Origin of the sequence: Pelagibacterium limicola, assembly GCF_015694405.1 — a bacterium.
Classification (GTDB): domain Bacteria; phylum Pseudomonadota; class Alphaproteobacteria; order Rhizobiales; family Devosiaceae; genus Pelagibacterium; species Pelagibacterium limicola.
This window is the reverse complement of record NZ_JADQDB010000006.1, coordinates 14,698-35,225: the sequence shown is the minus strand read 5'-3', so window position 1 is coordinate 35,225 and position 20,528 is coordinate 14,698. Positions and strand designations below refer to the sequence as shown.

Sequence of the window (20,528 nt, the reverse complement as noted above, 5' to 3'; positions counted from 1 at the left end):
GCTATATTGTCGCACCAAGTATTTTTGATCTTGCGCTGTTAATCTATTTGTAACGACAGAATGTCGCACGTGAGTTTGTCTTGGGACAAGGAGGGTGAGACGGCGCTGCTTTAATGAGTCTCCAAGCGCTCGTTTATGCGCCTAGAAATGGAGTTCAAAATGAAAACGCCTCTCGCCGCCGCATTCGCTGCCACGCTTGCCTTGTTGGCCGTGCCAGCCTTTGCTGCCGATCATGAAGTCAAAATGCTCAATAAGGGCGCAGCGGGGGTCATGGTCTTCGAGCCTGCCGCTCTTCATGTCCAGCCGGGTGATACGGTTACGTTCCTGGCCACGGATCCCGGGCACAATGTCGAATTCATCGCCGGTATGTTCCCGGAGGGTGTAGAGGCCTTCCGCAGCACGCTCGGCAAGGATGTCACCATCACCTTCGATGTGCCGGGCGTCTACGGCGTAAAATGTACGCCGCATCTCGCCATGGGCATGGTCGGCGTGATCAAGGTCGGTGACGATCCCCACAATATCGAAGCGGTGAAGGGTGTGCGCCAGCCGCCGGTCGCAGGCCAGCGCCTTGCTGCGGCCTACGAAACCCTAGGCCTCTGACAAGGATCATCGAGCTGCCCGTGATTGACAGCAGGCAGCTCGCTTCTCTTTAGCGGCGGCACAACCCCGAAACTGGAGTTGGACAATGACCCATGTCGTGCTGGCCCTGTCGGTGTTTCTGCTCACCCATCTTGTGACGGCCCTGCCTGGCGTTCGGGATGTTCTGGTCATCAGATTGGGCCTGCCATCCTATATCGTCATCTATTCGGCCATATCGATACTGGCCCTCACCTGGCTGATCCTCGCAACGCTGGAAGCCCCTGTAACACTGTTGTGGTACCCTTCGGGCTGGCAGGCCTGGGTGACGATCATCGTGTCACCCGTTGCGGTCTTTCTCATCGTCGCCGGGTTGCTTTCCCCCAATCCGATGTCTCTGTCCTTTTTTCCAGACTCGCGCCGGCAAACCGGCGCTATCGTCGAGGTCACGCGGCATCCCGTTTTCTGGGGGGCGTTTCTTTGGGCAGGAGGCCACATTCCACCCAACGGCGATATGCGCTCGGTGCTTCTGTTCGGCGTTCTGGCGCTTCTGGCCTTGGCCGGATTCGTTCTCGGCGACCGGCGCTCACGGCGCAGGCTCGGGAGCAGATGGCCCAAGGTGGCCGAGACGACATCGATCATCCCGTTCCTCGCCATTATCCAAGGCCGCGCCCGCCTGCGGTTCGATCTGCCGCTTCTGGCTGCGATGGCCGTAGCCTCGGTGCTGACGGGTTGGATGCTCCTCGGAGGACATGCGTTCCTCTTCGGCGCCGATCCGCTTGCCGCAACACGTTATTGAGGTGGCGATGTATCGCGACCAACATACCCAACGCATGTTTTCGACGCTTGAATTGGGGTACAGCAACCTGCTGCTCGGCTGCGACCGACTCTTATGCCTGGGCGAAGGCGCGACAAGCGATATCGACAGGCAAGAATGCAGGGAGGTCGGCGCAGCTCTCATTTCCTGTCTTGAAAACGTTCGCCTGCTCGAGGACCTGAGCCTGATGCCGGCCCTCGAACACCTGGCGCGCGAGGATCCGGTAATGCGGCACATATTCCGGCGATTGTCCGCCGAGCACTGCGAGGATGCCTGCCAGATGGAAGAAGTCCTCGAAACCCTCGACGCGCTGGCCGGGCGCTGCCCGCTCGCGGCGGGCTATGCACGCTTACTGTTCGTGGGCTTTGCTCGCGGGATGCGCAGGCATGTCCACATGGAGCGCTATGCCATGCGGCGCATCGTCGGGATCGAGCCTGCCACGACGATCACGCAATGAAGGAAGCGATCTGACCTCCTGGGGACGGGATGGGGCGTTTGGCGGCAGGTTCGGCATGATGAGGACATGTCACGCCAGGATCGGGGTTGGTCCTTGACCTAGCTCAAATACAACCGTGGTGAGGTCCATTAATGTCGGGCAACATCTTTAGCGCAGTAGTCAGCATGTCCCTTCCCGCTCCGCTCGCCCAGGCACTGGCAATGGTGCCCACCCGAATAACCGCTCCCGCCGATGGCCCTGCCATGCGGGCCGTGTCGCTTCCCCATTTTCGAGGAGAGCCATCGTGAGCACAATTGAATCAGGGGCCCGCGTTGTGGACGTGCGTTCTGTTCCTCCAGCCGTGCGTCATCAGGCGATATTCCGCATCTTCGGAGATTTAGAGCCGGGACAGGGGTTCGATATCGTCAACGACTATGACCCGGCACCTTTGCACCGCCAATTCGTCTCGCTCTATGGCGACGGCTTCGATTGGGATTACCTGCGCCGGGGGCCGGACATCTGGCACGTCCGGATCACACGAGGCTGATGGCCAGCGCCCGCCGACGCTGCAAATCGAGATGCATCTGACCCGATTCAGTGACTATTCCCTGCGGCTGCTGCTCTATGCAGCCTCGATGGATGATCGCCTGATTACTATTGAAGAAGTGGCGCATGCCTATGGCATTTCGCGTGCCCACCTGATGAAGGTCGCCAATCTTCTCGTCCGGACGGGCTATCTCGTCTCAGTCCGCGGCCGCTCCGGTGGCCTGCGCCTGTCGCGTCCAGCAGCCGACATCAATCTGGGCGCCATCCTGCGCGCCACCGAGCCCGATTTTGCGCTTGTGGAGTGTATGAGTTCCAAGAACGGCTGCGCGATTACTGCCAAATGCCGGCTCAAGTGCGTGCTCCATTCCGCACTCGCTGCCTTTCTGGCGGAACTGGACGCGCACACTCTGGCCGATCTCGAACTCGATCCACGAGATTTCGGCCTCGTGCTTCCTCCGGACTAGGCAAGCCGGCGCTGCACCATGATCGCGTAGCCCGAGGTGACAGCGTCCCACTGCCCTGCCCAACGCATACCCGCTTCATCGAAGTCCCGCTTGAGCGCCAACGGGTCTTCCGGCAACAAGGCAAACAGCACCTCTCCGGGACCGAGCATCGCCAACTCCTCACGGACCAGCGCATCGGCTTGGCCCTGCATGTGGCCTGTGCAATCGAGAAACCGCCGCGGTTCAGGCCAGTCCAAGTCGGCCTCAGGTCGTTCCCTGTCCCCTGCGAGCGGCTCGAAAACAGCCTCCCAGTCTCCACCGGTAAGCGGCGAGAGGGTCGCGGAAAATCCCTTGCGCTGCATGACCTGAACCAGGGGCATGGGTTTGAACGGCGCAAGAAGTCGTAACGCCTGACCCGGTCCAAGCCTGCCTACCGCCTCCATGATGCGAGCGAAAGGCTCGACACCCTGCGCAATCAGGGGGCGAACATCGCAGGTGAGGGGATCCCGGCCAGGCGTCATGACACTTGTAACCCAGATTCGTTTGAGGATCGGAACGTGCTCCGATCGATTACGGCACAGCGCTCCTCTGTCGCAGGGGACACCGTTCTGCAATTTGACCTAGATCAAATTGCGGGCGCCGCCAAGCCGATAAGATGCATCGGAAATACTTCTTATTTTCCAGAGCCAAGCACCGGAACGCCCCGAAAAATGTCCAGTCTGACGCGCGACGAACGCGCCCTTTCGAGTCTGCTCTTTCTCGTTCTTACAGGCTTTGGATTTGCCTTTGCGATAGGCGGGAGGGGTGACCCGTTGGCCGCGCACGGGTGGATCATGATCCTCTTCGGCCTTGCCGGGCTGTTCATGATGCTTCGTGTGTGGAGCGCACCGAACCCGCCTCAAAGCAGCTATGACGAGTATTTCGACGCACCTACCAAAGCAGGCATTATCCTAGCTCTGGTCTGGGGTGTCATCGGTATGGCCGTCGGAGCCTGGGTGGCCCTTCTACTTGCCTACCCCGATTTCAACCTTGCCGGACCCTGGACGAGCTTTGGTCGCATCAGGCCGATCCATACCAGCGGCGTGATTTTCGGCTTCGGCGGCAACGCTTTGATTGCCACATCATTCCACGTCCTCCAGCGCACTTCGCGGGCTCGTATCCCCGATCAGTTCAGCCCCTGGTTCGTGCTTGTCGGCTACAACCTCTTCTGCGTCCTGGCCGCCAGCGGCTACGTTCTGGGCATCACTCAATCCAAGGAGTACGCCGAGCCCGAATGGTACGCGGACATTCTCCTGGTCCTTGTGTGGGTTGCTTATTTTCTCATCTATATCCGCACGCTGATGCGCCGCAAGGAGCCTCATATCTACGTCGCCAATTGGTATTACATGGCGTTCATCCTGGTCGTGGCGATGCTCCATATCGTCAACAACCTCGCGGTGCCGATCTCGCTCACCCAGGCCAAGAGTTATAGCCTGTTCTCGGGCGTGCAGGATGCCATGACCCAATGGTGGTACGGCCACAATGCCGTGGCCTTCTTCCTCACTGCCGGCTTTCTGGGCATGATGTATTATTACCTGCCCAAGCGCGCGGAACGTCCCATCTTTTCCTACAGGCTGTCGATCATCAGCTTCTGGGGCATCACCTTCATGTACATGTGGGCGGGTTCCCACCACCTCCATTATACCGCTTTGCCGCACTGGGTGCAGACGCTGGGCATGGTGTTCTCGGTCGTTTTGCTGATTCCTTCCTGGGCGTCTGCCGGCAATGCCCTGCTCACGCTCAATGGCGCATGGCACAAGGTACGCGACGATGCGGTGCTGCGCTTCATGATGCTGGCTGCGATCTTTTATGCCATCACCACCCTTGAAGGATCCTTCATGGCCATCCGGCCCGTGAACTCGCTGTCCCACTATACGGACTGGACCATTGGCCACGTCCATGCCGGCGCGCTCGGATGGGTAGCGATGATCACTTTCGGCTCGCTCTATGCGCTCGTGCCCTGGATGTGGAAGAAATCCCAGCTCTATTCCAAGGCATTGGTCGAGGTCCACTTCTGGCTCGCCCTCTCGGGTACGCTCGTCTACGTGTTTGCCATGTGGAATTCGGGCGTCATCCAGGGCCTGATGTGGCGCACCTACGATGAGAGCGGAACGCTCACCTACTCATTCCTTGAGTCCCTCGTCGCCATGCATCCCTACTACGTCGCCCGGACCATCGGCGGGACACTGTTCCTGCTCGGCGCCATCGTGGCCCTTTATAACGTCCTCATGACAATCCGCATGGTCGAGCGGACCAGCGAGAATGTCGCCCCCGATCTGCCAGCCACCGCTCCCCAAGCGGTTCCTGCAGGAGAATAACCAGATGCTCAAACTTCATTCCCGGCTCGAGCGCAGCGCAATCGGGTTCGTCCTTGCGATCATCGTCGTGTCCTCGATCGGCGGGTTCGTCGAAATCGCCCCCCTGTTCACCATCGACGAAACCGTCGAGGAGGCGCCCGACATGCGGGTCTATACCCCGCTCGAACTCGCCGGGCGGAACATCTATATCCGGGAAGGGTGCTACGCCTGTCACAGCCAGATGATCCGCACCCTGCGCGATGAGGTCGATCGCTACGGTCCATATTCGCTGGCGGTTGAAAGCCAGTACGACCATCCCATGCTCTGGGGTTCCAAGCGCACCGGTCCGGACCTTGCCCGCGTGGGTGGGAAATATTCCGATGATTGGCACGTGGCCCATCTCGTCAATCCGCGTGACGTCGTGCCTGAGTCCAACATGCCTCGCTACGGATGGCTGCTGGAAACCCCGCTAAGGACCGACGATCTCGACCGGCACCTTGCTGCCATGCGCGCCGTCGGCGTGCCTTATACCGATGAGATGATCGCCAACGCCCCGCGCGATGCGGTGGCCCAGGCCAGTCCCGATGCGGCCGCCGCCTATGATGTGCTGGAGCGCTATGGCGCAGAGACCAATATCGGCCTGTTCGACGGTCGTCCCGGCCAGATCACCGAAATGGCCGCACTCGTGGCTTATCTCCAGATACTGGGTCGCCTGACCGAAACACCCTACCAAACTGCTGTAGCGGAGGCACGGTAATGCTCCCCGATCACGACACCCTTGTGGCCTTCGCCAAGTCCTTCGGCCTTTTTTACCTGATCGCCATGTCGCTGGCCGTTCTTGTTTATGTTTTCTGGCCTTCGAATGCGAAAAAATTCGACGCCGCCAAACGGGCACCGCTCGATAACGACGAGGACCGGCCATGAGCGCACCTGCACCCGACCGGGACCCCGTTACCGGCCGCTTGACGACCGGACATGAATGGAACGGGATCAAGGAACTTGGCACCCCCGTTCCGCGTATCGTGTTTATCGGGCTGACGCTTGGTGCTCTCTATCTCATCGTGTGGACGATCCTTATGCCGGCCTGGCCAGGGATCAACTCCTATACACGCGGCCTTTTGGGCATCGACCAGCGCACGTCCGTCGAAGCGCGGGTGGCCTTGGCGCGCCTAGAACGGGCCGAGTGGACGCAGCGGATCGAAACCGAACCGTTGGCGACGCTTGCATCCGATCCGCAGGTGATGAACCTCGTCAAAGGCTATGGCAAGACGCTTTTCGGCGACAATTGCCAGGCCTGTCATGGCGGCAAGGGCGTGGGGAATTCAGGGTTTCCCAATATCTCCCAGGCTCCGTTGATGTGGGGGGACGATCTCGACACCATCCATGAGACCATCCGTGTCGGTATCAATGCAGCTCATCCCGAAACGCGGTTTTCGCAAATGCTGGCCTTCGGTCGGGACGGAATGTTGGGGCGCAGCGATATCCTGGCGGTGACCGACTATCTTCTGGCGCTGGGGAGCGGCGCGTCCGTCGACGATATGACTCACGGTGCCGAAGTGTTCGCGTTCAACTGCGCATCCTGTCACGGCGACAACGCCCGGGGGTCGGTCGATTTCGGTGCCCCCGATCTCGTCGACGATCACTGGATTTATGGCGGTTACCGACAGGCGGTGTTCAACTCGATTTTCACGGGCAGGGCCGGACACATGCCTTCCTGGGAAGGCCGACTGTCGAAAGCCGATCTACGCATCCTCGCGCTGTATGTGGGCTGGCTGCGCGAGAATCAGCCATGAGCCGGACAGCAGGCATTACGGGCGCTGGCAGACGTCGCTGGATCGTCGCCGCCCTCATCGCCGGGGGATGTATCCTCTTTGTGCTTGCCAATGCCCACCTCGTTTATGTCGCCTTCGCTTCGCAGCCAGCCTGCGTCGATCATCTCAAGCCCGGTCATGAGGCTCCCGGTTTTCGGGCCGCGCGCTCATCCTGCTGACAAGGACCTGCACCGATGACAGATTCAACCCAGATAGAGATCGATGCTCCCCTTCCCTCGCGGCGCAAACGCAACCTGCCGCTCAGTGCACCGCTCGACTGGCTTGCTGGCGGCTGGCGCGATCTCTGGACGGTCCCTGCCCCGAGCCTACTTTACGGCCTTGCGGTCGCTTCTCTCTCGGCCCTCGTGGTCGTGGGGATGGTATTCTATGGGTGGGATCACATCCTGTTCCCGGCCCTTTCGGCCTTTCTCGTCGTCGCGCCCGCGCTGGCCACCGGTCTTTACGAAAAAAGTCACCGGATTGCCGAAGGCAGACCCGTACGCCTGACGGACATGGTCCTCATAAAGCGCGGGGCGGGCTACCATATTCTTTTCATCGGCGCGATCCTTGCCCTACTGGCTATGCTCTGGATGCGGGCGGCTGTTCTGCTTTTCGCGCTCTTTTGGGGTTGGCTGCCGTTCCCTGGACTCGGCCGGATCGTCGAGATGCTGTTTTCCACGCCGGAAGGCTGGGCGCTTATGGTGACCGGCACGCTGGTGGGAGGACTTTTTGCCGCGCTCGGCTTCGCCATCAGTGCCTTTTCCATTCCGCTGCTGCTCGATCGGAAGCTCGATGCATTCACCGCAATGGGCATCTCCATGAGCTACGCCTGGCACAACAAAGGGGTAATGGTCGTGTGGGGCGCAATTATCCTGGCACTATGTGCCGTAAGCATCCTTACGGGCTTTGCCGGATTCGTCCTCATATTCCCACTTCTTGGCCATGCCACCTGGCATAGCTACAAGGCAATCTGCGACGAACCGCAATGACATGTTGCGCGCCGGCGGAAATGGCCGATATCGGACGCCGGGCGGTCGCCGGACCGGATGAGGCCGAACTGCGCCTGGTGAGTCGCACCCTGCCCGATGGCGCGGTGCAGACCGATATTTCCGCCCCGGCCATTCATTGCGGGGGTTGTATAGGCAAGATCGAAGACGCCCTGGGCGGTCTCGAGGGCATCGAATCCGCGCGAGTCAACCTTTCGGGCAAGCGTGTAACTCTTGTCTGGCGCAACCCGGCGGCGGTGGGCAGAGCTCTCGGGGCGCTCGAAAAACTGGGCTATAAGGGCCATCTGCTCGATCTGACCGCCCCCACGGCGGATACCGAGTTCTGGCGGCTGGTCAAGGCCCTCGCCGTCGCTGCTTTTGCATCCATGAACGTCATGACGCTTTCGGTCGGCGTATGGTCGGGCGCCGATGGAACGATGCGCGATCTGCTGCATGGCATTTCCGGGCTCATAGCCCTGCCAGCCCTTCTCTATTCAGGACGTGTTTTCTACCTGTCGGCCTTTGCCGCCCTGCGCCGGGGCACGACAAATATGGATGTGCCGATAACGATCGGGATCGCTCTGGCTTTCCTGCTGAGCGTATTTGACACGCTCAACAGCGCACACCATGCTTATTTCGATGCCGTCACCTCGCTTGTCTTCTTCCTGCTCATCGGTCGCACGCTTGATCACATGATGCGCGAGCGTGCGCGCACGACAGTACGCGGGCTGGAACGTCTTGTTGCCCGCGGCGCCGTGGTGCGGGCAGCATCCGGCCAAACGCAATATCGCCCCCTCGCTGAAATCACGCCAGACGAGACGCTCTTGATCGCCGCCGGCGAGCGTATCCCCCTCGATTGCGAGGTTTCCGAAGGGCACTCCGATATTGATGTCTCCCTCGTCAACGGCGAGGCGGTACCGCTCGTCGCAGCACCCGGAACGCTCCTCCGGGCTGGCACACTCAATCTGACCGGCCCGCTCACCGTCGTGGCAAAGGCCGCTGCCCGGGACTCCTTTCTCGCCGAAATGATCCGCATGATGGATGCCGCCGACGCGGGGCGCGGTCGCTATCGGCGCGTCGCCGATCGCCTGTCCCGATATTACGCGCCGATCGTTCATCTAGCAGCGTTTCTCTCTTTTGCGGGTTGGATGGTGGTGACCGGCGACTTCCACCACTCGATCACCATCGCCATTGCCGTGCTCATCATCACCTGCCCCTGCGCGCTCGGGCTTGCCGTCCCGATGGTGCATGTGGTTGCAGCCCAGCGGCTCTTTGCCCGCGGCATCATGTTGCGCGATGGCGCCGCACTTGAACGACTGGCCGAAATCGATACCGTTGTCTTCGACAAGACCGGTACGCTGACGACAGGCGAACTGGTCCTCGATCCCGATTTGGACATCGATCCGCAGCATCTGATCGTGGCGGCGGCCTTAGCCGCGCATTCCCTGCACCCGGTCGCCCGCGCCATCAGCCGCGCCGCCGCCGCGCGCGACTTGCAAATCCGCAAAGCAGAAGAGATCAGCGAGAGCGCCGGTTTCGGGGTCGAAGGCCGGGTGGACGGCGTTTATTACCGGCTGGGCCGCCGGGCCTGGGCCACGGGCGATGCCGATGCCCCCCAAGTCACCGTCCTCGCTGCGGATGGCCGGATCCTCGCTCAATTCGGCTTTGGCGACGAGTTGCGCAAGGACGCCCGGAAAGCGATCGCTACGCTTGAAACTGCTGGCCTCGATCTCGAAGTGCTCTCTGGCGACAGCGAAAAGAACGTTTCCGCGCTCGCTGCGGACTTGGGCGTCGAGCGCGCCTTTTCCGAGCAGGATCCGGGCGAAAAACTCGCCCGGCTCGCCACCCTCAAAGCGGAAGGGCACAAGGTGCTGATGATCGGCGATGGACTCAATGATGGTCCGGCCATCGCGCTTGCCGACGTCGCGATGACCCCGTCGAACGCCGCCGATGTCGGGCGGGCGAGGGCGGGCCTCGTTTTCCTCCATGAAAGCCTTCTGGCCGTACCCGAGGCGATTGGCATTGCACGGGGAGCAGCTGTTCTGGTGCGTCAAAACTTTGTCATTTCGATTCTCTACAACGTTATTGCGCTGCCCATAGCGGTCCTCGGCCATGTCACTCCGCTCGTTGCGGCACTCGCCATGTCCATCTCGTCGGTGATCGTGGTCGCCAACGCCATGCGGCTAGGAGGGGCGCCGGCTAAATGAGCGAATTCTTTTATCTCATCCCGCTGTCCCTTCTGATGGGTTTCGCTGGCCTGGGTGTCTTCCTATGGTCGCTCAGGGCCCGGCAGTATGAGGATTTGGACGGCGCGGCCGAACGGATCCTTTTATCGGTCGACCTGCCACCCCAGAGGACAGTCCGGCGCGCGGAACCACCCGGCGCCTCGCCCGTTGAAAACGGCAGAAAAGTGGCGAACGGCGGAGGGGAGTCCACTCATGGTGTCCAGACGTAAATGGAACATCTGGCTCGCATTTTTGGCCGGCGGTCTATTTGGGGCGGCCATTGGCACGGCGCGGGGCGTGATGGTCTACGGCCAATTCGATATCGGTTTTCTCTTCAATCACGTGCTGGGTGGTTTTTTCCTCGGCGGCGTAGCGTTGTTCCTGATTGCGGCCGTTGTGAACTGGTTCAAGCGCCATCCCGCCTAGCAGGTTGAGTCGGGCGGAATTTTGTGTAGGCTGAATCAAAAACGTCGAGGAGGAGACAGAAGGTGACGCCTTCGCAAAGCGAGACCAAGTCGCCGGACAAGACCACCCGCAGGCTTGAGCTTGTCGTATTTTTCGTGCTTGCTGCGGTGATCTGGCCATTCATCGCCGTCGGCATCGTCGGAGGATACGGGTTCCTCGTCTGGATGTGGCAGATCGTCTTCGGCCCGCCGGGCCCGCCGGCCTAGGACACGGCGATGGATTTTTCGCGCCGGAATTTTTTAAGGGGACGAACGAGCCGTGGAACACCGCCGCTGCGTCCGCCCGGCGTCCAGGAGGCCGATGTCGATGCCCATTGCACTACCTGCGGCGCCTGCATGGACGCCTGCCCAACCGGCATAATCATACGTGGCGAGGCCGGGTTACCCGAAATCAGTTTTGAGGACGGCGAATGCACTTTCTGCGATGCGTGCGCTCACGTCTGCCCGGAGCCGGTGTTTTCGTCCTTGCCATCTGTCGCTGGCTTTGGACACAGCTTATTGATAGCGGATCAGTGCCTCGCCGCACGCGGCACCTATTGCCAGTCCTGCGCAGACGCTTGCCCTCAAAGCGCATTGCACTTCTCCCCGCGACTGGGTGGCGTCCCACTTCCCCGGCTAGATAGCGATTTGTGTACCGGGTGCGGCGCATGCGTTTCCTCCTGCCCCGTGCGCGCCATCGGAATTGTTTGCCATGACTCGGAGGCAGTTCATGCGTGATTCACCGGAAATGTTGCACATATCAAGCGCCCTCGTGCGCACCCGGCCCGAACGTCAGGCTGCCGTTGTCGCCGAAATATTGGGCGTGGACAATTGCGAGATAGCACACGCCGATGAGGGCCGGATAATTCTCATCATCGAAGGCTCAACCAGTGGTGCAGTGGGCGCCGTGCTGACCCGCATTGCCACCATCGACGATGTCATCTCGGCGAACCTCGTTTACGAGCAGGCCGAACCCGTCCAAACCTTGGGAGAACCGGTATGACCCTCACGCGCCGCGACGTTATAAAAGCTCAAGCCGCCAGCGCTGCGGCGGCAGTTGCCGGCATATCCCTGCCGGCCGTGGCCCAGCCCGTCACCGGGGGTTCCGAAGCCCTGCGCATCGAATGGTCCAAGGCTCCATGCCGGTTCTGCGGCACAGGCTGCGGGGTCATGGTGGGCGTGCGCGAAGGCCACGTGGTCGCAACCCATGGGGACATGCAGGCCGAAGTCAATCGCGGCCTCAACTGCATTAAGGGCTATTTTCTTTCAAAGATCATGTATGGCGCCGATCGCCTCCAGCAGCCCCTGCTACGCAAGCGTGATGGTGTCTATGACAAGGAGGGCGAATTCGAGCCTGTGTCCTGGGACGAGGCGTTCGATGTCATGGCGGCGAAGGCAAAAGAGACACTTGCCAGGAAAGGGCCCAGGGGTGTCGCCATGTTCGGCTCTGGCCAGTGGACGATCTGGGAAGGGTATGCCGCTTCGAAACTGATGCGGGCCGGGTTCCTCTCCAACAATCTCGACCCTAATGCGCGGCACTGCATGGCATCGGCGGCGACCGCCTTCATGCGCACGTTCGGCATGGACGAACCTATGGGTTGCTACGACGATTTCGAGCACGCCGACGCTTTTGTGCTCTGGGGATCGAACATGGCGGAAATGCATCCGATCCTCTGGACGCGGCTGACCGACCGCCGCCTGTCCAATGCGCATGTGCGGGTAGCATCGCTGCAGACCTTCACCAACAGGTCGTCTGATCTTGCGGACCTGTCGATCATCTTCAAGCCCGGCAGCGATCTGGCGATCATGAACTATATCGCCCATCACATCATATCGACCGGCCGGGTGAACACGGCATTTGTTGACCGGCACACCAAGTTCATGCGCGGTAACACCAATATCGGATATGGCTTGCGCCCCGAGCACCCCCTGCAACAGGTCGCGACCGGGGCCGCTGAGGCTGGCGCTATGGAGCCTATCGATTTCGATGCCTTTGCAGCGCATGTCGCCCAGTATCCTCTTCAAAGGGCGGCCGAAATCTCCGGGGTCGAACCGGGCTTCCTTGAAGAACTGGCGGAGCTTTACGCCGACCCCGCTACAAAGGTGATGTCACTCTGGACGATGGGGTTCAACCAGCACGTTCGGGGCGTGTGGGCCAATCATATGATCTATAATCTGCATCTGCTGACCGGCAAGATTTCCGAACCCGGAAACAGCCCGTTCTCGCTGACGGGCCAGCCCTCGGCCTGCGGCACAGCGCGAGAAGTCGGCACCTTTGCCCACCGCCTGCCGGCCGACATGGTCGTGACCAATGCCGCGCATCGCGAAAAGGCCGAACACATCTGGCATCTGCCAGAGGGCCTGCTCCCCGACTGGGTTGGTGCCCATGCCGTCGAGCAAGACCGCAAGCTCAAGGATGGGGAGATCAATTTCTATTGGGTTCAGGTCAACAATAACATGCAGGCCGCGCCTAACACGACCCAGGAAACCTGGCCGGGCTATCGTAATCCGGAGAACTTCATCGTCGTCTCGGATGCCTATCCCACCGTCACAGCGATGGCCGCTGACCTTATCCTGCCAGCCGCGATGTGGGTCGAAAAGGAAGGCGCGTACGGAAACGCCGAACGGCGCACCCATTTCTGGCACCAGTTGGTCGATGCCCCGGGCGAGGCACGCTCGGATCTCTGGCAGCTTGTGGAATTCTCCAAGCGATTTGTGACGGACGAAGTCTGGCCTGCCGAAATTCTCGACACAAATCCCGAATACCGGGGCAAGTCGCTCTATGATGTGCTCTTTGCCAACGGCCATGTCGACCGCTTTGCGCGCGGAGAGGTCGATGCCGCCTACGCAAACGCAGAGGCAGATCATTTCGGCTTTTACCTGCAAAAGGGCCTGTTCGAGGAATATGCCGAATTCGGACGCGGTAAGGCGCATGACCTGGCACCGTTCGACACCTATCATGAGGTACGCGGCCTGCGCTGGCCAGTGGTTGACGGCGAGGAAACCAAATGGCGCTATCGGGAGGGTTATGACTCCTATGTAGAGGCTGGCAAGGATGTCGATTTCTACGGCATGCCGGATGGGAAGGCGATCATCCTGGCCGTTCCATATGAACCTCCTGCCGAGGCGCCCGACGAGGAATATAACTTGTGGCTAGTCACCGGCCGGGTGCTCGAACACTGGCACTCGGGATCGATGACCATGCGGGTGCCCGAGCTCTACAAGGCATTCCCCGGCGCGGTATGCTTCATGCATCCTGACGATGCCCGGGAACGCGGCCTCAACCGGGGCGCGGAAATCCGCGTGATGTCGCGGCGTGGCGAGATGCGAACGCGGCTCGAGACGCGGGGCCGCAATCGCATGCCACGAGGCGTGATCTTTGTTCCCTGGTTTGATGCCAGTCAGTTGATCAACAAAGTCACGCTCGACGCCAACGATCCGATATCGCGGCAGACCGATTTCAAGAAGTGTGCAGTGAAGGTGGAACACGCATGACTGGCAACACCACACCCAAATTGCTTGCTGTTCTTATCGGCTTTGTTCTTCTGGCCACCGCGGCACTCGCTCAGGACATAGTTCCGCGGCTGACGGGCGCTGCCGATCCGATGGCCGAAGTGCCAGCGCCGCCCATTGCGCGGACGATTACCGACGATGTGCGCCGCATGCGCAATTATCCCGAGCAACCGCCCGTTATTCCCCATTCGATAGACGGGTACCAGCTGACGCTCAATACCAACCGCTGTCTTGATTGCCACAAGCGCGAGCTCAATGATTTTGTGCGCGCGCCGATGCTAAGTTTTACGCACTATATGGACCGCGATGGCCAGATGCTGGCCGACGTCGCTCCGCGCCGCTACTTCTGCACAGCCTGCCATGTTCAGCAATCCGACGCGCAACCTCTCGTCCCCAATGAATTCAGGGACATGCTGACCCTGATGCAGGTTGATAGGGAGGCCGTGCAATGAATTGGCTGAAAAGACCGCTACTGGTTTTCTGGAACATCGCCAGCCGGCCCAGCGCCTATCTCAGCGTGGGGTTTCTAACCCTAGGCGGTTTTGTCGGGGGGGTGGTTTTTTGGGGCGGCTTCAATACCGCCATGGAAATCACCAACACTGAAGCCTTTTGCATCTCGTGTCATGAGATGGAGGCTAATGTCTATCAGGAGATGACCCAGACCGTCCACTTCACCAACCGGTCAGGGGTACGGGCCATCTGTTCCGACTGCCACGTTCCCCACAACTGGACTGACAAGATCGCGCGCAAGATGCAGGCCTCAAAGGAAGTCTGGGGACATATTTTCGGCACCATCGATACCCGGCAGAAATTCCTTGATGAGCGCCTACGTCTCGCCCAGCACGAATGGGCGCGTCTAAAGTCCAACGACTCGCTTGAATGCCGCAATTGCCACTCCGAGGTCGCCATGGACTTCACCCGTCAGACCCAACGGGCGGCGGAGATTCATAACGCGTTCTTGATTCAGCAGGATGGTTACACCTGCATCGACTGTCACAAGGGTATTGCGCACCAATTGCCCGACATGACCGGCATCGATCCAGGCTGGTTGCCCCCAGTCGAATTGAGAGACGAACTCGCAGCGCATGCGCCAGAATATGAGCAGAGCCTGGCCCTTATCGACGAGTATCTGACGTTTCCGGGCCATTTTCGCTGAATTTCGCGCCGATCCGAAGCCCCAGACGCGGGCCCTTTCGGGCTCCGGGTGTCGCGGAAGGGATCTGACGATTTGGTTTCTACCTTACGCAAATTGTTGTTTTGGAACCCTTTTAATCCGAATGCCATTACGGTCTGGATCCGTATTTAGACAGTCCGGAGATTCAACGGCTGAGAAGATGCGCGAGCGAGAGAGCGCAGGTCAATCCCGAAGGTGGGCGCTCTCGCCAACTCACCCGCACGCCTATGGGAGAAGCCGTTTACGCGTCGAGCAGTCCTTCGAGTTTGCCAGGAACGCGGCGTCCCAGCTTACCGCAGATGAGCAAGACCAGCTGGCGCTTCTCCTCAACAAAGCGCTCGGTCGACCGTCGGCGGAGGATCGATAACATCGGTTTCGGGTAGCGATTGTCGACACTACCGAGTTCGGCAGGCGCTGTCGCCGTAGCTTGCCGGCTCAATGCGCGCCGTGCAGCACTTTGTTCAGGATCAACTCATCTTGCCACTTCGCACGTTACCTCGTGTACAAACGTTAAGAGAGGGTAGCATGTTTGATACTGGGCACATGGTTACAGCAGGCGAAACCGCATTGTTTGTCTCACAGGCAGGCAAGTCGGACGGACCACCAATTGTTCTCCTGCATGGCGGCTTGGGGAGCAGAGCCGACTTCGTGCCGCTCGCCAAGCATCTCATACAACAATATCGGCTGATTACCATCGACAGCCGCGGTCATGGCAGGTCGGGCCTGGGCCAGGTGAAAATGACATATCGTCAACTCGCGGATGATGTCGCCGCCGTGCTGAAAGAACTCGGACTGAACGAGGCCGGACTTATCGGCCATAGTGACGGTGGAATCGTCGCGTTGCGGCTCGCGGCGGCACCTGGTGTCGTTCGGCCGCGTTTTGTCGTTGCTGTTGCAGCGCACTGGGTGCTGCCCGACGATGACCCGATCCGCGAGGTCTATCAGGGTGTTACGGTCGAAGAATGGCGCGAGATGTTTTCGGAGCAGATCGAAAGGTACGAGGCCGAAAACCCGGAACCCGATTTCGCCCGGCTGTTCGAGGCAACAAAGTCCATGTGGCTTGGTCGAGATGCCGATGCTTACCCGGGGGAGACGGTTCGGGCCATCAAAGTTCCGCTCCTTGTGGTGCACGGAGACGAGGACTTTCTCGTATCCCGGCGGCAAGCGTTTGATCTGGCCGAACGGGTGGAGGGGGCGCGACTTCTCAACCTGCCGTTTGCCTCGCATACCTTGCTTGAAGACCGTCCGAACGAGACCCTTCCCGCACTGACCGATTTTATCTCCGGAGTGTCAGAGGGCGAACAAGCTCAATCGTAACAGGTTCCCGCCCGATGATGCGCCGTTCGTCCGGACGCCCTAGGGGCGTGGTTCTTCTGGTAGCCGTCGTGAACAAAAGTGTGACCAATTTCGGATGGCAGGTCTGGACTTGACCCAGACCCCAACGAGTTGAACGAGGGATGCGAGGTGGCAAGGAGACAGTCAGCTTTCCTACGCCTCGACCGCGTGTTGGCACAGACGAACAGGCAATCGAGGTGCACAAAGCGGCTAGCGCTCCAAAGTGCATAGTCGAATGTGAGAGCGGCATATTGCGCAGCCGCCTGCTCGAACGCTGCGTATTGCTGAATCAAATCGGGCAACGGCGCAACGTCCGCCGGTAGAGCGCTTCTGACGACGTTCGTCACTCGGCTTCGTCCGAAACGAGATGGAAGCCTTCGTCCAGCCAGCCGGTTATACCTCCGGCCATGATTTTGACCGGCCGCCCCAACTCGGCGAGTCGCAACGCTCCCCGCGCTGCACCATTGCAATGAGGGCCGGCGCAGTAGGTCACAAAGATCGTTTCGTCCGGCCAGTCAGTCATTTTGGACCGCACAATCTTCCCATGGGGGAGATTGATGGCTCCAGGAATGTGACCCTTGGCGAACAGGGCTGGGCTGCGCACGTCGAGCAGGACGAAATCAGCTCCTTTTTCGAGGGCTTCGTGCGTGTCCCAGCAGTCGGTTTCAAATCCAAATCCGGCTGCGAAGTGCTCGCGGGCCTCAGCGCTTGGAGCCGGCGGAATAGCGGTGACGGAAGTTGCCATGCTTGTTCTCCTTTCGCCGTCCATCTGTCCGAAGTGCACCTGCGCTTGCAATTGGCGAAAATGACAATATACGTAAACATCATGCCAATCCTCACGGGTCCTCTCGTCGTCGCCCTGCTTTACGATGGTCTTTGCACCTTCGAATTCGGGATCGTGGCGGAAATCTTTGGCCTTTCGCGCCCCGAGATGGGGCCTGAGTGGTATCGCTTCGCAAGTTGCGGGGTAGATGAAGGGCCGATGCGCGCGCATGGCGGCTTTTTCATCATGGCTGAAAACGGACTAGAGATGTTGCAACAGGCTGACATTGTGGTCGTTCCCGGCTGGAAGGGAGTTGACATTCCTGTTCCCGATACGCTTTGCCGGCAGCTTCGCGTCGTGCATGAAAGGGGTGCGCGGCTTGCGTCTATCTGCTCGGGCGCTTTTGTCTTGGCGGCAACGGGACTGCTTTCCGGGGGAACGGCGACAACACACTGGCGCTATGCGGACCAACTCCGCGCGCGCTACCCTGAGATCGCGGTGGACGACGCATCGCTCTATCGCGAACACAATCGAATCTATACTTCGGCCGGAAGTGCTGCCGGAATCGACCTAATAATAGAAATCATCAGACAGGACTTTGGCGCGACGGCTGCAAATTCCGTTGCTCGGCGCTTGGTGATGCCCGCGCATCGCATGGGAGGCCAAGCCCAATTCCTTGAGCGTCCGGTCGCTCACCGGGAAGGTCTGGAGATCACCCCGCTTCTGGAGAATGTCCGCGCGAATCTGGCGATGAACTGGAGTGTGGAACGTATGGCCGGGGAATGTCGTATGAGTATTCGAACGTTCCTGCGTCGGTTCTGCGAGGCCACTGGACAGACACCGGGAGATTGGCTCGTGGACGAACGGGTCGCTGAAGCGCAACGGCTATTATGCCAGGGGCCGGCGAATATCGAGTCCGTGGCACTGGCGTCGGGATTCGGCAGTTCCCACACTCTCCGGCACCATTTTCGGAAAAGGCTCGGCATTAGCCCGAGCGAATATCAAACGCGCTTTATCAGCGAGCAACCTGTCGGCCGCCGTGTATCCGTTTAGCAATTCGGATAATGCGGCATTGGGCGGCCCATGCCGCTACCCGCGGATCCGCAAGGTCGGCCTCATCATATGTTTCTGAATCCCACCATTCACGGACATGCGCGTTCAATTGCCAGCCCGCGAACGACCGGACGGGTTTGATGTTTTCCAACGCGCAGATTAGCAGCATCAGCATTGTGTCCGATCAAGCAAGGCTGGGGAATACGCCGTCGGTAAGAGAATGCGATCCTCGATCGCGCCAACTAGGCGCCCATGGGCAGCACCTGTCACCCGCTTGATCTCTGCCCATTCCTCATCATCCATGAACGCGCTCCATGCCGTCTCCTTGGCGGCGATGCTCGGCCAGCGCAGCAAATACACAAACTCAGTTCGTTCCGGCGTTTGAGCCTCCCACATTCCAATGAGGTCGAACCCGTGGCGCCGCATGATCCTGGCCGCATGATCTCTGAACCGGTCGTGGAAGAACTGTTTGTTGGACTCAAATATCTCGTAGATTCGAATCTGATGGATGGTCATCGAACTCTCCGGCCACTGTGCTTAGCAGGCGTTTTGCAACGATCACTCGTTGAAGCGTCCAAGTTCGCATTGGGCCGCTGAGGGTGCAATCCTTTCCGGTCATTGCCTTGCAGTGCCAAGGAAATTGACAGGTCACACTCTGAAGTGATGTCCAGTTTAGGCGACTGTCAGCGGTCTAGGACGCCTGTTCGAGGCAAAACTATACTGGTGGCGACTGCTCGAATTTGGCGCTTCTGCACACGCCAGCCGCTTGCGCCCGTTGGGCCGCTTTTCGGATTGCGATTGTGGAAACTTGCGCGCAAGCGAACGGGTTAATGTGTCTCAAAGGATTGATATCACTCACCGACGATCCCGACCGTTCTACCTTATTCATATTGTGCAGGGCATTTTTCATCCGCCGCAAAGGCTGGATATGTGGCCCAGCGATGATCATCGTACCCGCATTGTTGTCATCGCCGATTGGGATCGATGACACGGCGTTACAGAGCTTTCCACTAGCGCTCACGCCGAAGCGGGCACGTAAGGCCAGAGTTTGAACGGCGTGGGAGTTACTTGATGCCTAAAACCGGGAAGAGCGACCCTGAGCGGCTCGCCGGTGTTCGTCTGGGGCCAGCCGAGGGTTGAAAGGGACGTCATTGCAGAACGGTGTCCTCGGCCAACCGCTTGCTGGTGGTTCGCAGCAAATCAAAAATGGTATCCAGGATCTGAGAACGGGGCGCATTGCGCGATGTGATTGCTGCGAATGTGTGGGGCAGATTGATCTCAAATCGGCGTACGGCAATGTTGGGGCGGGCCTGACGGCTGGCGATCAGGGCGTTGGCGAGGGTGATGCCGATACCGGCCTCGACAAAGGACCGTGCCACATTGACCGCATGGGTTTCGAGCACGACGTTGGGAACGATCCCGGCACGTTCCATCGCTTCATCAAGCTGGACCCTGAACGGACGATGTCGACCGAGCAGGATCAGGGGCACCCCACGCAGATCGCGCACGCGTACCAAATCAAGCTTGGCCAGCGGATGTTCACTCGGGATAAGGGCCACGGTTTGGGCCGTGACCAGTTCCTCGAGCGCGATCGCGGGGTGATCGACCGGCATCTTGACCAGACCTATATCCGCGCGACGCATGGCGACAGCGTTTATCGCCTCGTGATAGGTCAAAAGATCGACCGAAATCTTGAGCCGGGGGTAGATCTCCTGCATGGATCTGAGGACCGGAGGCAGGAGGCTGGTTGCCAGGCCGTTGGGCGTTGCGATGGTCAATGGGCGCTGGCCCCATCGGTCGGAGCTCGCGACGGCTTCGACACCTTCAAGGGCCCGGCTGACCTCATCGATCAACTGCCTTGCACTGTCAGTTGGATAGAGGCGCCCCTGTCGCCGCTCGAACAGAATTTCGGCTCGCGCCGATTCAAGCTCTGAAATCAGGCGGCTGACCGAGGGCTGGGACAGGCCGAGCACCTTGGCGGCGTGGAGCGTCGAACCCACTGTCATGACGGCGCGAAAGGCCCGCAGATGGCGCAATTCGATCCCGGTTTCGGTCATCATCTCAACTCAAT

General features: G+C 59.8%; 25 protein-coding genes and 1 pseudogene. 22 read left to right on the top strand and 4 right to left on the bottom strand.

Annotated features, from left to right (window positions below):
- Window positions 1–159 precede the first annotated feature (159 nt).
- From I2G20_RS12920 to I2G20_RS12900, 5 genes are all read left to right on the top strand, one after another.
- Entirely contained in the window at window positions 160–600 is a 441-nt protein-coding gene (locus I2G20_RS12920) for a pseudoazurin (protein WP_196260150.1), read from the top strand.
- An 85-nt stretch (window positions 601–685) separates the two neighbouring features.
- On the top strand, window positions 686–1,375 hold the full coding sequence (locus I2G20_RS12915) for an NnrU family protein (RefSeq protein WP_196260149.1): 690 nt from the start codon (window positions 686–688) through the stop codon (window positions 1,373–1,375).
- Between the two features lie 7 nt (window positions 1,376–1,382).
- Entirely contained in the window at window positions 1,383–1,850 is a 468-nt protein-coding gene (locus I2G20_RS12910) for a hemerythrin domain-containing protein (RefSeq protein WP_196260148.1), read from the top strand.
- A 283-nt stretch (window positions 1,851–2,133) separates the two neighbouring features.
- Window positions 2,134–2,376, top strand: coding sequence for a DUF2249 domain-containing protein (locus I2G20_RS17490; protein WP_343070344.1), 243 nt, complete (start codon window positions 2,134–2,136; stop codon window positions 2,374–2,376).
- 31 nt (window positions 2,377–2,407) lie between these two features.
- Window positions 2,408–2,839: an Rrf2 family transcriptional regulator gene (locus I2G20_RS12900; protein WP_196260147.1), complete on the top strand. Its 432-nt coding sequence runs from the start codon at window positions 2,408–2,410 to the stop codon at window positions 2,837–2,839.
- Here I2G20_RS12900 and I2G20_RS12895 read toward each other — a convergent pair.
- Window positions 2,836–3,339 (bottom strand): DUF2249 domain-containing protein, encoded by a 504-nt coding sequence (locus tag I2G20_RS12895; RefSeq protein WP_196260146.1) that lies wholly within the window; start codon window positions 3,337–3,339, stop codon window positions 2,836–2,838. The two genes, I2G20_RS12900 and I2G20_RS12895, sit on opposite strands and share 4 nt — an antisense overlap.
- A 189-nt stretch (window positions 3,340–3,528) precedes the next feature.
- On the opposite strand from I2G20_RS12895, the gene ccoN reads away from it, so the two are divergent.
- From ccoN to I2G20_RS12815, 16 genes and pseudogenes are all read left to right on the top strand, one after another.
- Window positions 3,529–5,175, top strand: coding sequence for a cytochrome-c oxidase, cbb3-type subunit I (gene ccoN, locus I2G20_RS12890; RefSeq protein WP_196260145.1), 1,647 nt, complete (start codon window positions 3,529–3,531; stop codon window positions 5,173–5,175).
- A 4-nt stretch (window positions 5,176–5,179) separates the two neighbouring features.
- Complete coding sequence (ccoO, locus tag I2G20_RS12885; protein ID WP_196260144.1) at window positions 5,180–5,911, top strand: cytochrome-c oxidase, cbb3-type subunit II; 732 nt, start codon at window positions 5,180–5,182, stop codon at window positions 5,909–5,911.
- Window positions 5,911–6,078, top strand: a complete 168-nt coding sequence (locus I2G20_RS12880) for a cbb3-type cytochrome c oxidase subunit 3 (protein WP_196260143.1) — start codon at window positions 5,911–5,913, stop codon at window positions 6,076–6,078. The genes ccoO and I2G20_RS12880 overlap by 1 nt, the downstream gene beginning before the upstream one ends.
- Entirely contained in the window at window positions 6,075–6,947 is an 873-nt protein-coding gene (gene ccoP / locus I2G20_RS12875; RefSeq protein ID WP_196260142.1) for a cytochrome-c oxidase, cbb3-type subunit III, read from the top strand. The genes I2G20_RS12880 and ccoP overlap by 4 nt, the downstream gene beginning before the upstream one ends.
- A complete protein-coding gene (locus I2G20_RS12870; RefSeq protein WP_196260141.1) occupies window positions 6,944–7,144 on the top strand; it encodes a hypothetical protein in 201 nt (66 codons plus the stop codon). Before ccoP ends, I2G20_RS12870 begins: the two co-directional genes overlap by 4 nt.
- Before the next feature lie 15 nt (window positions 7,145–7,159).
- A complete protein-coding gene (locus I2G20_RS12865; protein ID WP_196260140.1) occupies window positions 7,160–7,954 on the top strand; it encodes a DUF2189 domain-containing protein in 795 nt (264 codons plus the stop codon).
- A gap of 20 nt (window positions 7,955–7,974) precedes the next feature.
- Window positions 7,975–10,158: a heavy metal translocating P-type ATPase gene (locus I2G20_RS12860; protein WP_246473076.1), complete on the top strand. Its 2,184-nt coding sequence runs from the start codon at window positions 7,975–7,977 to the stop codon at window positions 10,156–10,158.
- Window positions 10,155–10,301, top strand: a pseudogene (gene ccoS, locus I2G20_RS17290) (cbb3-type cytochrome oxidase assembly protein CcoS); the annotation flags it as partial. The gene I2G20_RS12860 and the pseudogene ccoS, both read left to right, overlap by 4 nt.
- A gap of 88 nt (window positions 10,302–10,389) precedes the next feature.
- Window positions 10,390–10,602 (top strand): hypothetical protein, encoded by a 213-nt coding sequence (locus tag I2G20_RS12850; RefSeq protein ID WP_196260137.1) that lies wholly within the window; start codon window positions 10,390–10,392, stop codon window positions 10,600–10,602.
- Window positions 10,603–10,664: 62 nt separating this feature from the next.
- Window positions 10,665–10,847, top strand: a complete 183-nt coding sequence (gene napE, locus I2G20_RS12845; RefSeq protein ID WP_196260136.1) for a periplasmic nitrate reductase, NapE protein — start codon at window positions 10,665–10,667, stop codon at window positions 10,845–10,847.
- A gap of 9 nt (window positions 10,848–10,856) precedes the next feature.
- Window positions 10,857–11,357: a ferredoxin-type protein NapF gene (napF, locus tag I2G20_RS12840; protein WP_196260135.1), complete on the top strand. Its 501-nt coding sequence runs from the start codon at window positions 10,857–10,859 to the stop codon at window positions 11,355–11,357.
- Window positions 11,350–11,622, top strand: coding sequence for a chaperone NapD (locus tag I2G20_RS12835; RefSeq protein WP_196260134.1), 273 nt, complete (start codon window positions 11,350–11,352; stop codon window positions 11,620–11,622). The genes napF and I2G20_RS12835 overlap by 8 nt, the downstream gene beginning before the upstream one ends.
- A complete protein-coding gene (napA, locus tag I2G20_RS12830) occupies window positions 11,619–14,114 on the top strand; it encodes a periplasmic nitrate reductase subunit alpha (RefSeq protein ID WP_196260133.1) in 2,496 nt (831 codons plus the stop codon). The genes I2G20_RS12835 and napA overlap by 4 nt, the downstream gene beginning before the upstream one ends.
- Window positions 14,111–14,584, top strand: coding sequence for a nitrate reductase cytochrome c-type subunit (locus tag I2G20_RS12825; RefSeq protein ID WP_196260132.1), 474 nt, complete (start codon window positions 14,111–14,113; stop codon window positions 14,582–14,584). Before napA ends, I2G20_RS12825 begins: the two co-directional genes overlap by 4 nt.
- The gene (locus tag I2G20_RS12820) at window positions 14,581–15,288 is read left to right on the top strand and encodes a cytochrome c3 family protein (RefSeq protein WP_196260131.1); all 708 of its coding nucleotides are present in this window, start codon (window positions 14,581–14,583) and stop codon (window positions 15,286–15,288) included. Before I2G20_RS12825 ends, I2G20_RS12820 begins: the two co-directional genes overlap by 4 nt.
- A 456-nt stretch (window positions 15,289–15,744) precedes the next feature.
- Window positions 15,745–16,623 carry an alpha/beta fold hydrolase gene (locus tag I2G20_RS12815; RefSeq protein WP_207747633.1) on the top strand — a complete coding sequence of 293 codons (879 nt, stop codon included), beginning with the start codon at window positions 15,745–15,747 and terminating at the stop codon, window positions 16,621–16,623.
- A gap of 361 nt (window positions 16,624–16,984) precedes the next feature.
- Here the strand turns inward: I2G20_RS12815 and I2G20_RS12810 are convergent, their stop codons facing one another.
- The gene (locus I2G20_RS12810) at window positions 16,985–17,386 is read right to left on the bottom strand and encodes a rhodanese-like domain-containing protein (RefSeq protein ID WP_196260129.1); all 402 of its coding nucleotides are present in this window, start codon (window positions 17,384–17,386) and stop codon (window positions 16,985–16,987) included.
- Window positions 17,387–17,446: 60 nt separating this feature from the next.
- Between I2G20_RS12810 and ftrA the strand changes: the two genes are divergently transcribed.
- Window positions 17,447–18,457 carry a transcriptional regulator FtrA gene (gene ftrA, locus I2G20_RS12805; protein ID WP_196260128.1) on the top strand — a complete coding sequence of 337 codons (1,011 nt, stop codon included), beginning with the start codon at window positions 17,447–17,449 and terminating at the stop codon, window positions 18,455–18,457.
- 168 nt (window positions 18,458–18,625) lie between these two features.
- Here ftrA and I2G20_RS12800 read toward each other — a convergent pair whose 3' ends face one another.
- Window positions 18,626–18,973: an NIPSNAP family protein gene (locus tag I2G20_RS12800; RefSeq protein WP_196260127.1), complete on the bottom strand. Its 348-nt coding sequence runs from the start codon at window positions 18,971–18,973 to the stop codon at window positions 18,626–18,628.
- Between the two features lie 632 nt (window positions 18,974–19,605).
- Entirely contained in the window at window positions 19,606–20,517 is a 912-nt protein-coding gene (locus I2G20_RS12795) for a LysR family transcriptional regulator (protein ID WP_196260126.1), read from the bottom strand.
- Between the last annotated feature and the right edge of the window lie 11 nt (window positions 20,518–20,528).